This window comes from Mesorhizobium sophorae (assembly GCF_002270415.1).
GTDB lineage: Bacteria > Pseudomonadota > Alphaproteobacteria > Rhizobiales > Rhizobiaceae > Mesorhizobium > Mesorhizobium sophorae.
In genome coordinates, this window is record NZ_NNRI01000013.1 from 115713 (window position 1) to 129025 (window position 13313).

The following is a 13313-nucleotide window of genomic DNA, read 5'->3' on the forward strand; positions in this document are numbered from 1 at the left end:
CCAGAAAGCAAAGTCCGTCATGAAGCCCAATCACTCCAATCCCGGTCATCTCAGGGATTTCACCACCGATGCCAGGGTGCTGCTCGTCGCCGCCATCGCCGTGGTGGTGGCGACGGCGGGGCTGTTTGCCGGCATCGCGCTTTTGAAACTGATCCGTCTTGCCACCAACATTGCCTATTTTGGCCAGTTCACGCTTGCCGATCTGAAGCTGCAGGACACGCCGTTGGGTTATGCCTCTGTCGTCGTCCCGGTGATCGGCGCGCTGATCATCGGCGTGATGGCGCGCTTCGGCAGCGAGAAGATCCGCGGCCACGGTATTCCGGAGGCAATCGAGGCGATCCTGCTCGGGCGCTCGAGGCTCGACGCCAAGGTTGCGATCCTGAAGCCGCTGTCGTCGGCGATTTCTATCGGCTCGGGCGGCCCGTTCGGCGCCGAGGGCCCGATCATCATGACGGGCGGCGCGATCGGCTCGCTGATCGCACAAATGCTGCCGGTCAGCGACAATGAGCGCAAGACGCTGCTGGTGGCAGGTGCGGCGGCCGGCATGACCACGGTCTTCGGCACACCGATCGCGGCCATCATGCTGGCGGTCGAACTGCTGCTTTTCGAATGGACCCCGCGCAGCTTCATTCCGGTGGCGGTCGCGGCAATCATTGCCGAGGTCGAGCGCACCATGCTGCATCTGCCGGGCCCGATCTTTCCGTTTCAGGGCGGCATGGAGGTGTCCTTTATCGGCCTTGCCGGCTGGGTCTCGATCGGAGTGGCGGCCGGCCTGTTGTCGGGGCTGCTGACGCAGATGGTCTATGCCTGCGAGGACGGCTTCCAGAAGCTGCCCATTCACTGGATGTGGTGGCCGATGCTGGGTGGCCTGGTGGTCGGCATAGGCGGACTGATCGAGCCGCAGGCGCTCGGCGTCGGCTATGACAACATCACCGACATGCTGGATGGCCGCACGGTCGCCACCGCGGCACTCATCCTCCTTGTGGTGAAGGCCATAATCTGGTCGGTGGCGCTCGGTTCGGGAACGTCCGGGGGCGTGCTGGCACCGCTGCTGATCATGGGTGGTGCGATGGGAGCGGTGCTCGCCGGCGTTCTGCCCGCGGCCGATCCGGGCTTCTGGGCGCTGCTGGCGATGGCCGCCACCATGGGCGGCACGATGCGGGCGCCGTTGACCGCAACGTTCTTTGCCGTCGAGCTGACCGGCAACACGCACATGCTGGTGCCGCTGATCGCGGCCTGCGCGGCGGCACATGCCGTCACCGTGCTCTTGATGAAGCGTTCGATCCTGACCGAGAAGATCGCCAGAAGGGGACATCATCTGGTTCGCGAATACCGTGTCGATCCCTTCGCCCTGACCAGGGTGCGCGAGGTGATGACCTCTCAGGTCGAGAGCGTACCGGCTGCGATGACGCTGCATGGCGCGGCGGCGTTCCTGACGGCGCCGGAAACGCGGCATCCGAGCTTTCCCGTCGTCGACGAGAACGGGCATGTGATCGGTCTCATCGATCCGCCGGCAATCCTGCGCTGGAGACGCGCCGGCACGCATCGCACCACGACGCTTGGCGAGCTGCTGGCCGGCAGCAAGATCACGCTGGCCTATCCGGATGAGTACCTGGAGGGTCTCTCCGACAAGCTGCTGCTGGCCAACGTCTCCCATCTACCTGTCGTCACCCGTGAAAGCCTGCAGCTGGTCGGTTATGTCGGCTGGAAGGATCTGATGCGCGTGCGGTCGAGGAAACAGGCCGAGGAACGGGATCGCTCGACCCTGCTTGGTTTCGGCACCAGACGCAGGAAAAAGGCGGACGCGGTCGAGAGCCTCTAGAAGCAATTCCAGGAAAAGTGTGAAACGGTTTTCCGTCCGGAATTGCGTCAAAACAACGAGTTAGAGCGGTTCGCCGTTACCGGGAAACGGCGAACCGCTCTAGAAGCAATTCCAGGAAAAGTGTGAAACGGTTTTCCGTCCGGAAGTGCGTAAAGTCAAAGATTTAGCCGGCGCCGCGCTTTGCCCACTGCAGGACAAAGAGCCGGAGAGCCGAAGACAGGTTGGTGTCGCGGGGCCGCGTCTCGTCGACTTCGGCGACAAGAGCGGCGAGCGTCAGCTTCCTGGTCGCCGCGATCCCGACGAGATCGTCATAGAAGGGCTTTTCCAGCGAATAGCTGGTGCGGTGACCGCGAATGGTCACCGAGCGCTTTTCGACGGCGCTCACGGCGGAGTGCTCATTTTGCTCTAAGCATCGGATTCATCCGGAAGCCGCCGCGCACCTTTTTGTCCGATGCTCTGGTTGTCCTTATCGCCAAAGGGTTCGCGACGGTGGCCAGCGACGAATTTGTCGCTCTTGTCGGCGATCATGCCGTCGCGTTCCTTTTCGGCCTTTGAACGACCGTGCAGCGCCCGGTTCTGTTCGGCGACGCGCAGTTTCTCGTCCCGCGCCTTCTGCTTGCGGGCCTGGCGGAGGTTGACGATGTCGGCCATGGCGCGAGGCGTGGACTATTTCTTGCGGAAGGCGTCGAGCGAGACCACTTCGGCGCCCTTGGTGGCGGCGTCGGCAGCAGCGGGCTTCTTCTCCGACTCGGCGGTGGCGGCCTTCTTCTCGGCCTTCGGCTTTTTCTCGGAGACGATGGTCAGCGGCTCGGGCGAGGCCTCAGCGGCTGGTTCGTCGGCTGCCAGACCGTCCGTCTTGACGTCGAATTCGAGTTCGAAATTGACCGAAGGATCATAGAAGCCGCGCACGGCCGAGAAGGGGATTTCGAGTTTCTCCGGCACGTCGGAGAAGGACAGGCCGACCTCGAAGCCGGTGTCGGTCACCTTCAAGTCCCAATACTGGAACTGGATGACGATGGTCATCTGCTCGGGATAGCGCTCGCGCAGCCGCGACGACACGCGCACGCCCGGCGCGCCGGTCAGAAAGGTGATGAAAAAGTGGTGGTTGCCGGGGAGGCCGGTGCGCGCGACTTCGGCCAGGACCTTGCGCATGACGCCGCGCAACGCCTCCTGGGCGAGAATGTCGTAGCGGATGTGGTCGTCGGCCATGTGGCGGTCGGGTTCCGTTGAATCGTCCGCATAGCTGTAATCAAGCTTGAGCGCGGCGTAAACCGCATATAGATCACCTCCGCACCGAGACGAGGACTATTGCCGACGATTTGATCGCTCAGGCGCTGGCCAGCGCGGCCTGCTTTTCAACCGATGCGACGGACCGGCGCTTGCCAAACGCACGCAGGAAGGTGCGCACGCCATTGGTCGCCGACTGGAGCACCTCGTCCTCGCGCGGCGTGCCGCCGAGCATGAAGGTCGTTTGCAGCTCGGCATTGACGAGGCCGAGAAACTGGCGTGCCGCTACATCGGGATCCTCGATCGCGAGGTAACCGCCATAAGCCAGCCGCGCGAAGCGGGCGGCGATTGCCGGCCAGGTCCGGCCTGGGCCCTGTTCCAGCCATTCTGCAAACAGTTCGGGATAGCGCTCGCCTTCGGTCTGGATCAGCTTGCGCAGGAATTTTCCGTCGCGGTTGCAGATGCAGTTCTGGTTCAAGCGTACGGCAAAGCCGATCAGATCGGCTTCGAGGTCCTTGGGCTGATCGGGGAAGGTGGCGATGGTGGCGAAAATGCCGGTATTGCAGCGCTCGGTCAGATCGCGCACCACGGCGACGAACAATTTTTCCTTGTCGCCATGATGGTTATAGACGGTCTGGCGTGAGACGCCGGCCTCGACCGCGATCAGGTCGATGTTGGCGCCGGCATAACCTTCGCGACAGAAGACTCCAGCTGCGGCGTCGACGATCGATATGCGCTTGGCCTCATGGCCGCGTGGCGGGAAAGTGTCAGGAGAAACGTGCAGCTTCATAGAAATCTATATAGAGGTGATTGACGAATTAGACAAGAGTGTCTAAATTTATGGACACAATACGAAGAGATTTGGCTCCGGAGAGACGAACAGAATTCGCTCTTGGAGAGTCGGAATTTCAGGGGATGGAACGTCCTTGGGTTACCCGCCGGCCCGCGGCGGCAACCAGATTCGAAAGAAGCCTTTATCATGAGTCCCAAATTCCTCCGCATTGCGGTCGTGCTCGGCTTGTTGTCCGCCATCGGCCCGTTCGCCATCGACATGTATCTTCCCGCGCTGCCTTCGATCGGCGCGGATCTGCACGCCGGCACCGCCGCCGTGCAGATGAGCCTGTTGATCTTCTTCCTGTCGATGGGTTTTGGCCAAATCATCGTTGGGCCGATCTCCGACATGGTCGGCCGCAAGCTGCCGCTCTATGGCGGCCTTGCGCTGTTCATGATCGGCGGCATTGGTTCGGCAATGGCGCCGACCATCGAATGGCTGATCGCTTTCCGCTTCCTGCAGGGCCTTGGCGCCAGCGCCGGCATGGCCATTCCACGCGCCATCGTGCGTGACCTGCACACCGGCAATGAGGCTGCCAAGCTGATGTCGCTGCTGATGCTGGTGTTTTCGGTGTCGCCGATCCTGGCGCCGCTGACCGGCAGCCAGATCATCGAGAATTTCGGCTGGCGCGCGGTGTTCTGGACGGTGACGGGTGCGGCAGTGCTTGCCACCATCCTGTTGGCGACTTCGCTCAAGGAGACGCGGCCGGTGGAAGACCGCGCCGGTTCCTCCTTTGCAACCGCGCTTTCCGGCTACCGCTTCCTGATGGGCGACCGCAACTTCCTCGGTCTAGTGGCGATCGCCGGTTTCGGCATTGCGAGTTTCTTCGTCTATCTTTCGAGCTCGTCGTTCATCCTGATCGACCACTACGGGCTTTCGCCTTCGGTCTATAGCGTGTTCTTCTCGATCAATGCGGTCGCCTTTATCGGCATGTCGCAGCTGACGGGTCTGCTGGCCGAGCGCTTCGGGCTGCGGCGCGTGGTGCGTGTCGCGGTGACTGGCTACGCGACGACGATGGTGGTGCTGTTCGCGGTGATGGCGACAGGCATCGACCGGCTCGACGTGATGGCGGCGCTGCTGTTCGTCGGCTACGGCTTCCTCGGCCTGGTCATCCCGACCACCTCAGTGCTGGCCATGGAAGAGCATGGCGAGATCGCCGGCACGGCTTCGGCGTTGATGGGCACGCTGCACTTCGCCATCGGCGCGCTCGCCATGGGCGTCGCCGGGGTGTTCTTCGACGGCACGCCGCTGCCGATGGTGGCCGGCATCACGCTTTGCGCGGTGATCTCCTTCACGCTGGCCAAGGTCACGCTCGGCCGCTCGCGCGAAGCTGTTGAGGCGCCGGCGGAATAAACAATTACAATCCACGAAGAGGCCGGGCTCGCCCGGCCCTTCTTATCTCAATCCTGCCTCGGCCAGCACATAGCGCACCCGAACCTCGACCGGCGCCAATGGCAGCGGCACCAGCTCGTAACCCAGTTCCGAATAGACGCCGACCAGCGCATGATAGGTGCGCTCGGCCTCGTCGAGCGTCTGCTTTCTCTCGGCATCCTGCGTGAAGATGTCAGGCCATGGCGGAGCAATGAAGACGCGGCCGGCATAGCGGAAGCGTTCGGCGGCATGCATGACGTGCTCGGGAACGCGCAGGTCGGTCAGGCGCAGATAGCCAAGCGTGTCCGGTACGCCGCGATCAAAAAAGACCGGGCCTGGGTGTTCGCACGCGACCTGATGGGAGCGCATCTCCCACGACAGCATCAACTCGGCGAACAGCGCGCGATCGTGCCAGGGCAGGGCGGTCCCGCCTATGATGGCGCGGCCGGCTTCGACCGCGGTGGCGAAGCCTGCCCGGCGCAAGGCTTCGATCAATGTCGTCTTGCCGGAGCCGGGACCACCGGTCAGCACGAAGAATCGATCGGAATTGTTTTGCATCTTTTGTCCATGGAGACGGGCACGCGGTGCTGCGCCCTTCGCGGCCATGGCGGTGCAAAGGGGCTGATCAGCCGAAGCTGTCGTTGCGCGTGAGGCGTATTGAAAGAGGGGAGAAGTGGAGGTTTCTGTTGCCAGGTACCTCCGAACCCCGCCTAGAAGTGCGAACCTCTAGGACTTGAATTGAAGCTATCGCACCGCATTAAGCAGCGAGACGTGCTTCCGCATAGTTGTCGTTGGCAACTATAAGTTTAGCCCGATGACGGTGGTACAATGCCGGGCAAAAGTACGATCTTTACACCTTCGTCGATCCTATTTCGCCCCCAGCAAAAACCGCCCTGTCTCGGCAGCGGCTTTTGGTGGAGGCGCCGGGTACCGCCCCCGGGTCCGAACGGCTTATTTCATCGCCCATTTATCGCCATAGTCGGTCAAGCCGACAAAACGAATATAGGGGCCGATGGTGGAAAATGAAAGGCCGCAATGGCACTTTGTCCCCATGGCAAAACCGCATTGCCAAGGGTTGACTTGGGCGCGGTCTCAACCGAAGCTTTGCAACGGTGAGGAGTTACCGACCTAGCGCACAGGTTGCAGCAGCGCGCCACAGCCCTCATCGATCAGATTCGTGGCGCCGACGAGGGGAATTCTGATGGCCGACTATCTTGCAGACGTGAAGAAATACGACGCCGCGGCAAGCGCCGACGTGGTCGACAAGATCGTGAAGCATCTGGGCATTGCGCTCAGGAACCGCGATTCCTCGCTGGTGTCCTGCACCGACCCGAAGGAGCTCGACCGCGTCAAGGCCGGCTGGGTGTCAAAAAAGCTTGGCATATCAGACGACAAGAAGGCTGATGCGTCGATCGAAAAGGTCTGCAAGGCGATGGCCGCCGACAACACCAAGAACCGGGTGACTTTCTACTATCTGGTCGCCAAGGACCTGGGCAAACTCGGCTCCCTCTGAGACCTTTTGATAATTCTACTCTGGCGGCCGACTAGCGCGGTTTTCTGCGCTTCCGGTGCTCACGTACTTTAGTACGCTCCGCTCCGGTTCTCGAAAACCACGCTATTCGACTCGCCAGAGCGAATTCTGAAAAGGTCTCTCCGCCGGGGAAGACTTCAGACAAGCGTGGCGTCAACTCACACATGCGCTATGATAGGTGAAATCTCGAATTGAGCCGGAAACCGATGCGCCAATATCTTGACCTCCTGCAGCATGTGCTGGACAACGGCGCCGATCGCGGCGACCGCACCGGAACCGGAACGCGCTCCGTGTTTGGCTACCAGATGCGTTTCGACTTGGCGCGCGGCTTTCCCGTCACCACCACCAAGAAGCTGCATTTGAAGTCGATCATCCATGAACTGCTGTGGTTCCTGGCCGGCGACACCAACATCAAATACCTCACCGACCATGGCGTTTCGATCTGGGACGAATGGGCCGACGAGAATGGTGATCTCGGCCCGGTCTACGGCAAGCAGTGGCGCTCGTGGCCGGATGGCCATGGCGGTTCCATCGACCAGATAGCGAATCTTCTGAAGGAGATACGCCGCAATCCTCAATCGCGGCGGCTGATCGTTTCAGCATGGAACCCGGCCGAAGTGGAAGCCATGGCGCTGCCGCCATGCCACTGCCTGTTCCAGTTCTATGTTTCCGAGGGCCGGCTTTCTTGCCAGCTCTACCAGCGCTCCGCCGATATCTTCCTCGGTGTGCCGTTCAACATCGCTTCCTACGCGCTGCTGACTTTGATGGTGGCGCAGGTGACCGGGCTGAAGCCCGGCGATTTCGTCCATACGCTCGGTGACTCGCATCTCTACTCGAACCATTTCGAACAGGCGCGCGAACAATTGCAGCGCACGCCAAGGGCGCTGCCGACAATGTGGATCAATCCCGAGGTGAAGGACCTGTTCGCCTTCCGCTTCGAGGATTTCCGGTTGGAAAACTACGTCGCCGATGCGACCATCAAGGCGCCGATCGCGGTCTAAGTCCCGCCGATCGGCTCACCCTCGAAATCAGGCACCGATCAGTCGATGCCGACCATGACATCCGAAGCCTTGATTACGGCATAGGCCTGCTTGCCCTTTTCGAGCTTAAGATCGGCGACGGCCTCATTGGTGATCGAAGCGGTGACGACGGCGCCGCCAATGTCGATCCTGACATGCGAGGTGGTGGCTCCCTTGACGATCTCGGTGATCGTTCCCTTAAGGATATTGCGGGCGCTGATCTTCATCGGAGTTTCCTTTCCAGGGTTTCTTTGCCCGTCTTACCAGAACAATCGATGTCGCACAGGGGTACGGGGCCTTCCCTTGTTATATTCATGCGGATATATCGGTTGGCAGGCTTCGAGCCGATCGGATTTCAACCCAGGGGAGTTTTCCATGACGCGCAAAGGTTTCGGATTGAGGGTAATCGCCATTGGCGGTTTTGCCGCGGCACTGGCGGCGGCAATGCCGGCCGCGCATGCGGAAGACAAGGTGGTGGTGTTTGCCGCGGCCAGCCTCAAGGACGCGCTCGACGCGGTGAACAAGGCATGCGAGGCCGATGTCGGCGAAGCCGCGACCGTCTCTTACGCGGCAAGCTCGGCGCTGGCCAAGCAGATCGAGGGCGGCGCACCTGCCGACGTCTTTATTTCGGCCGACCTCGACTGGATGAAATATCTCTCCGACAAGAAGCTGACCAAGCCGGACACCGAAGTGAAGCTGCTCGGCAACGAGATCGTGCTGGTGGCGCCGAAGGACTCGACGGTTGAAACCAAGATCGAGAAGGGTTTTGACCTTGCCAAGCTGATTGGCGACGGCAAGCTGGCCATGGGCGACTTCAAGGCTGTGCCGGCCGGCAAATACGGCAAGGCCGCGCTTGAATCGCTCGGTGTCTGGTCGTCGGTCGAAGGCAAGGTGGCGCAGGCCGAGAATGTGCGCGCGGCGCTGAAGCTGGTTTCGACCGGCGAAGCCGCCCTCGGCATCGTCTACGCCACCGACGCGCATGCCGAAAAGGGCGTCAAGGTGGTCGGCACCTTCCCGGAGGATTCGCATCCGCCGATCATCTATCCGGTTGCCCAGACCGCCGATTCGAAGGACAAGGATACGCCGGCTTTCCTGAAATGCCTGCAGTCGGGCAAGGCTGGTGCGCTGTTCAAGGAGCAGGGATTTACCGTCCTGACGCCGAGCAATTGAGGTACGAAACCAACGCATGAACTGGCTGCTGGACCTCACTCCCGACGAATGGAATGCGGTCCGGCTGTCGATCAAGGTGGCGACGGTGGCGATGCTCGCCAGCCTGCCGCCGGGCATACTGATCGCGCTGCTGCTTGCCCGAGGACAATTCTGGGGCAAGACGCTGGTCAACGGCCTGGTCCATCTGCCGCTGATTCTGCCGCCGGTGGTGACGGGCTATCTGCTGCTGCTGACCTTCGGTAAGCGAGGGCCGGCCGGCGCCTTCCTGGCCGAGCATTTTGGTATCGTCTTCTCGTTTCGCTGGACGGGTGCGGCGCTCGCTTGCGGCGTCATGGGCTTTCCCCTGATGGTGCGCGCCATCCGGCTGTCGATCGAGGCGGTTGACCGCAAGATGGAAGCGGCGGCGGGAACGCTCGGCGCAAATCCCTACTGGGTGTTCGCCACCATCACGCTGCCGCTGATCCTGCCCGGATTGATCGCCGGCGCCATCCTGGCTTTTGCCAAGGCGATGGGCGAGTTTGGCGCGACCATCACCTTCGTGTCCAACATCCCCAACGAGACGCAGACACTGCCGTCGGCGATCTACACCTTCACGCAAGTGCCGGGCGGTGACGAAGGCGCGCTCAGGCTGACGCTGATCTCCATTGTCATCTCGATGGCCGCACTGGTCGCTTCGGAGGTGCTGGCACGGCGTGTCGGCCGGCGGATGGACATTGAATGACCGTCCTCGTCGACATCAGCCATCGCCTCGGCGATTTCAGCCTCGATGTTCGCTTCGAGAGCGCCGGGCGGCTGACGGCGTTGTTCGGACCCTCCGGGTCTGGCAAGACGACGCTGATCGATATGATCGCCGGGCTGATCCGGCCCGACACAGGGCGGATCGAGGTCGATGGCCGCGTGCTGGTCGACACGGGCGCTGGCATTTTCGTGCCAAAGCACAAGCGCCGCATCGGCATGGTGTTTCAGGATGCGCGGCTGTTTCCGCATATGAGCGTGGCCAGCAATTTGCGCTATGGCCGCTGGTTCACGCCGGCAACGGAGCGCTACGCCGAGATGGATGCCGTTGTCGAATTGCTCGGCATTGGACCGCTGCTGGACAGGCGACCGGCAAGGCTCTCGGGCGGCGAGAAGCAGCGCGTGGCGATCGGCCGGGCGTTGCTGACCAGCCCCAGATTGCTGCTCATGGATGAACCGCTGGCCTCACTCGACGAGGCGCGCAAGGCCGAGATCCTGCCCTATATCGAGCGGCTGCGCGACGAGACGAAAATCCCGATCGTCTATGTCAGCCATTCGGTTGCCGAGGTGGCGCGGCTGGCCACCGACGTGGTGACGCTGTCGCAAGGCCATGTCATCGCGAGCGGACCGACCGAGGCGGTGATGCAAAGGCTCGACCTGCTGCCGGCGGAGGAGCGCGCCGAGGGCGGCGCCGTGCTGGACACGAAGGTGCTGCACCATGACGAGATTTTCGGCATGACCGTGCTCGGCTCGGCCGCCGGCGAGATCCGGGTGCCGCGGCTGGCGATGACGACAGGGGCGCGGGTGCGCATCCGCATCCGAGCCCGCGACGTGATGATCGCAACGGAGAAACCGACAGGCCTCAGCGCGCTCAACATTCTGCCGGGCACCATTGTCGCCATCAGCCCGGGCGAGGGCGCGACAGTCGAGGTCGGCATCGACTGCAACGGCGCAACCGTGCTTGCCCGCATCACCGAGCAGTCGCGGCAGGGGCTGAAGCTTCGGCTCGGCGGCAAGGTTTTCGCGGTGGTCAAGACGGTGAGTTTCGACCGGGCAAACACCGGCGCCGGCCTGTCCGTCGAAGCGGATGGCTGACCATCGCTATGTTTTTTTGGAATAGCGGTATCGCGGAAGAGCTTCTAGTATGGGATCGGGCGTGACCGCGGAGGAGCCAAAATGCCGTCGCTGAGCTTGCGGATAAATCTCGACCCCGACGGGCGCATCGGACCGGGCAAGATCGAGCTTCTCGAGCAGATCGCCGCCTTCGGCTCGATCTCTGCTGCGGCGCGTGGCATGGAAATGTCCTACAAGCATGCCTGGGACCTGGTCGAAGATATGAACCGGGTGTTCGGCAAGCCGCTGGTCGCGGCGCAGACCGGTGGCCGCAAGGGCGGCGGCGCGCAACTGACGGCGGTGGGTCTTGCGGTTGTCAGCCGCTTCCGGGCCATCGAGCGCGCGGCGGCTGCTGCGGCTGCGACGCACATGGAGGCGTTGCAGGCTGAAATCGATGCCGGATGAAAGGTGCCGAGCGGAAGACGGGACGCCCTGGCGCAGTTCACGGCGCCAACCAGAGGGCGGTGCCAACAACATCATCGCAACGGTTGCTTTGTGCGCTCGCGGGCCAGTTGTCCGGCTCCGGATTCTTGGTTAGAATTGGCACCTCTTGGTTAGACGACACGTTGATGCACAGCAGATCGGCCCCCCTGAGCACTCGATACATCGAGGAAACTGAGGCCATGATCTTGGAAGCGGCGCGGCACTAGCAATAACTCAACACGAAGAGGCGCTGCGCGATGAGGGTACTGCTTCGGCTTACCTATGTCTGGCGGCTATTGCCTCGCGCAATGCGGGCTCGGCTTGCCTCGCTTCCCCTGTTGAGAAGACTGCTGCCGCTGCTCAGGCGCGGGCTAATTCGAATGGACGCCGGCTCCACAGAGTTTCACCGAAACGACCTGACTGCCCTTGTCGGACGCAAATCAGCCCTTGAGATCGGGCCTTTCACCAACCCAACGCTTCGCGGTCCAAACGTCAGATATCTCGACGTCTTGGACAAGCAGGGCCTGATCAAGAGGGCGGATGCGGTCGGCTACCCATACTCCACCGCCCCTGTGGATATCGACTATGTCTCCAGCACCGGCGATTTGGGTATCGTCGCCAAGACGTTTGACTTCTGCCTGAGCAGTCACTGCATCGAGCATCAACCGGATCTGATCCACCATCTGAGACAGGTCGAGAGGATTCTCGTGCCGACAGGCAGATACCTCCTGATTGTACCGGACAAGCGCTATTGCTTCGATCACTTCATTCCAGAGAGCTCAATTGCAGATTTCATCAACGCTCGGGGCAACAGCGTTCACAGCGTAAAGAGCGTCATCGAACACAGAGCCCTGATCACGCACAATGACGCTGCCCGTCATTGGGCCGGAGATCATGGGCTGCCGGTTTATCGGCAGAATATTGCTGCCGTCTCCGTGGCCATGAGCGAATATGACAATTCCGGCGGGGCATACGTCGATGTTCACGCGTGGCAATTTACGCCGCAAAGCTTCCGCGACGGCATAGAGGCACTTTCCAATCTCGGTCTCATCGGGCTGGATGTCGAGCAAGTCTATGCCACGCCGCACAACAACTTTGAATTCTGCGCAATTTTGAAACGACGGCAGGCGTAGGTCGTTAGGTTTGGACCTTCGGTTCCTGAAAATTACCGATCGTCCTGCGGCTCGCCAGGCTTGCGCAGCAGATACGTATCCATGATCCAGCCCTTTTGCAGACGGGCTTCCTCGCGGACCCTTTCGATCTCCGGGCCGACATCGCCGATCCGGCCCGAGAGAATAATCTCGTCCGCTGTGCCGAGATAGGCGCCCCAATGGATAGCGACATCCTTGTCGGCAAGCGTGTTGAACGCGCATTTTCCGTCCAGCATGACGACGGTGCTGCCGGCATTGTCGGCCAGGCCCTCCTGGGAGAGGCGGCGGCCGGTGGTGACGAGGACGGAATCGCCAATGCGGTTCAGCGCCATTTTGTGGCTGGCGGCAAGCGCCTGGATAGCGGTGATGCCTGGAATGACCTCCAGTTCGAACGCGACATTGCCTCTCAGGCGCACGCGCTCGAGGATGCGCAGCGCGCTGTCGTAGAGCGAGGGATCGCCCCAGATCAGAAAGGCGCCGCAGTGATCCTGCGCAATCTCGTCGCGGATCAGGGCTTCGTAGATGGCGGCAATGGCCTCGTGCCAGTCGTCGACCGTCGAGCGGTAGGAGGGCGCCGGCTCGGCGCGCACCGGCACGTCGAATTCGACGCGGCGCGACTTCGGGTTGGTGACGAAGCGATCGCAGATCTGGCGGCGCAGGTCGGCAAGGTCGTTCTTCTTCGCGCCCTTATCGGGAATGAACAGCACGTCGGCGCGGTTGAGGCCGTTTATGGCCTGAACGGTCATGTGGTCTGGATTGCCGGCGCCGATGCCGATGACGAGAAGCTTGCGCATGGAACGATCTCCTGCCCGATCGAAACCTGTTAGTCCAGAGCGTCATGGCGTGCCCGCGGATGCGGAAGGGCTTTGAAACGCCACATTGAAACGGCTAGGGTCGTGTCGGCATTCTAGCCGAGGGG

16 protein-coding genes and 1 other RNA gene are annotated in these 13313 nt (G+C 61.8%); 9 read left to right on the forward strand and 8 right to left on the reverse strand.

Annotated features, from left to right (window positions below):
• Nucleotides 1–19: 19 nt before the first annotated feature.
• Nucleotides 20–1822 carry a chloride channel protein gene (locus CGZ66_RS19780; protein WP_095087086.1) on the forward strand — a complete coding sequence of 601 codons (1803 nt, stop codon included), beginning with the start codon at nucleotides 20–22 and terminating at the stop codon, nucleotides 1820–1822.
• A 163-nt stretch (nucleotides 1823–1985) separates the two neighbouring features.
• Here the strand turns inward: CGZ66_RS19780 and CGZ66_RS19785 are convergent, their stop codons facing one another.
• The 4 genes from CGZ66_RS19785 to CGZ66_RS19800 all read right to left on the reverse strand — a co-directional run bounded on the left by CGZ66_RS19785 (nucleotide 1986) and on the right by CGZ66_RS19800 (nucleotide 3839).
• Nucleotides 1986–2207 (reverse strand): ribbon-helix-helix domain-containing protein, encoded by a 222-nt coding sequence (locus tag CGZ66_RS19785; protein WP_095087089.1) that lies wholly within the window; start codon nucleotides 2205–2207, stop codon nucleotides 1986–1988.
• Nucleotides 2208–2227: 20 nt separating this feature from the next.
• Nucleotides 2228–2473: a DUF4169 family protein gene (locus CGZ66_RS19790; protein ID WP_095087091.1), complete on the reverse strand. Its 246-nt coding sequence runs from the start codon at nucleotides 2471–2473 to the stop codon at nucleotides 2228–2230.
• A gap of 15 nt (nucleotides 2474–2488) precedes the next feature.
• Nucleotides 2489–3031 (reverse strand): SspB family protein, encoded by a 543-nt coding sequence (locus CGZ66_RS19795; protein WP_095087093.1) that lies wholly within the window; start codon nucleotides 3029–3031, stop codon nucleotides 2489–2491.
• A 118-nt stretch (nucleotides 3032–3149) separates the two neighbouring features.
• Nucleotides 3150–3839: a TetR/AcrR family transcriptional regulator gene (locus CGZ66_RS19800; RefSeq protein ID WP_095087095.1), complete on the reverse strand. Its 690-nt coding sequence runs from the start codon at nucleotides 3837–3839 to the stop codon at nucleotides 3150–3152.
• Nucleotides 3840–4028: 189 nt separating this feature from the next.
• Between CGZ66_RS19800 and CGZ66_RS19805 the strand changes: the two genes are divergently transcribed.
• Nucleotides 4029–5234, forward strand: a complete 1206-nt coding sequence (locus CGZ66_RS19805; protein ID WP_095087097.1) for a multidrug effflux MFS transporter — start codon at nucleotides 4029–4031, stop codon at nucleotides 5232–5234.
• A gap of 42 nt (nucleotides 5235–5276) precedes the next feature.
• Here CGZ66_RS19805 and CGZ66_RS19810 read toward each other — a convergent pair whose 3' ends face one another.
• Both CGZ66_RS19810 and ssrA read right to left on the reverse strand, forming a co-directional pair.
• Nucleotides 5277–5810: an AAA family ATPase gene (locus CGZ66_RS19810; protein WP_095087949.1), complete on the reverse strand. Its 534-nt coding sequence runs from the start codon at nucleotides 5808–5810 to the stop codon at nucleotides 5277–5279.
• 114 nt (nucleotides 5811–5924) lie between these two features.
• Nucleotides 5925–6284, reverse strand: a transfer-messenger RNA (tmRNA) gene (gene ssrA, locus CGZ66_RS19815).
• 169 nt (nucleotides 6285–6453) lie between these two features.
• Here ssrA and CGZ66_RS19820 point away from each other — a divergent pair.
• Both CGZ66_RS19820 and CGZ66_RS19825 read left to right on the forward strand, forming a co-directional pair.
• Complete coding sequence (locus CGZ66_RS19820; RefSeq protein ID WP_095087099.1) at nucleotides 6454–6765, forward strand: DUF2853 family protein; 312 nt, start codon at nucleotides 6454–6456, stop codon at nucleotides 6763–6765.
• A gap of 224 nt (nucleotides 6766–6989) precedes the next feature.
• A complete protein-coding gene (locus CGZ66_RS19825) occupies nucleotides 6990–7784 on the forward strand; it encodes a thymidylate synthase (protein ID WP_095087101.1) in 795 nt (264 codons plus the stop codon).
• A gap of 38 nt (nucleotides 7785–7822) precedes the next feature.
• Here the strand turns inward: CGZ66_RS19825 and CGZ66_RS19830 are convergent, their stop codons facing one another.
• Complete coding sequence (locus tag CGZ66_RS19830; protein ID WP_095087103.1) at nucleotides 7823–8029, reverse strand: TOBE domain-containing protein; 207 nt, start codon at nucleotides 8027–8029, stop codon at nucleotides 7823–7825.
• Nucleotides 8030–8177: 148 nt separating this feature from the next.
• Here CGZ66_RS19830 and modA point away from each other — a divergent pair, with 148 nt between their 5' ends.
• The 5 genes from modA (at nucleotide 8178) to CGZ66_RS19855 (ending at nucleotide 12376) form a co-directional block, all read left to right on the forward strand.
• Nucleotides 8178–8972, forward strand: coding sequence for a molybdate ABC transporter substrate-binding protein (gene modA, locus CGZ66_RS19835; protein ID WP_095087105.1), 795 nt, complete (start codon nucleotides 8178–8180; stop codon nucleotides 8970–8972).
• 16 nt (nucleotides 8973–8988) lie between these two features.
• A complete protein-coding gene (gene modB / locus CGZ66_RS19840; protein ID WP_095087107.1) occupies nucleotides 8989–9693 on the forward strand; it encodes a molybdate ABC transporter permease subunit in 705 nt (234 codons plus the stop codon).
• Nucleotides 9690–10802 carry a molybdenum ABC transporter ATP-binding protein gene (gene modC, locus CGZ66_RS19845; RefSeq protein WP_095087109.1) on the forward strand — a complete coding sequence of 371 codons (1113 nt, stop codon included), beginning with the start codon at nucleotides 9690–9692 and terminating at the stop codon, nucleotides 10800–10802. Before modB ends, modC begins: the two co-directional genes overlap by 4 nt.
• Before the next feature lie 81 nt (nucleotides 10803–10883).
• Nucleotides 10884–11225 (forward strand): winged helix-turn-helix domain-containing protein, encoded by a 342-nt coding sequence (locus CGZ66_RS19850; RefSeq protein WP_095087111.1) that lies wholly within the window; start codon nucleotides 10884–10886, stop codon nucleotides 11223–11225.
• A gap of 398 nt (nucleotides 11226–11623) precedes the next feature.
• A complete protein-coding gene (locus CGZ66_RS19855; RefSeq protein ID WP_095087113.1) occupies nucleotides 11624–12376 on the forward strand; it encodes a methyltransferase domain-containing protein in 753 nt (250 codons plus the stop codon).
• Between the two features lie 32 nt (nucleotides 12377–12408).
• Here the strand turns inward: CGZ66_RS19855 and cobF are convergent, their stop codons facing one another.
• The gene (gene cobF, locus CGZ66_RS19860; protein ID WP_095087115.1) at nucleotides 12409–13188 is read right to left on the reverse strand and encodes a precorrin-6A synthase (deacetylating); all 780 of its coding nucleotides are present in this window, start codon (nucleotides 13186–13188) and stop codon (nucleotides 12409–12411) included.
• Between the last annotated feature and the right edge of the window lie 125 nt (nucleotides 13189–13313).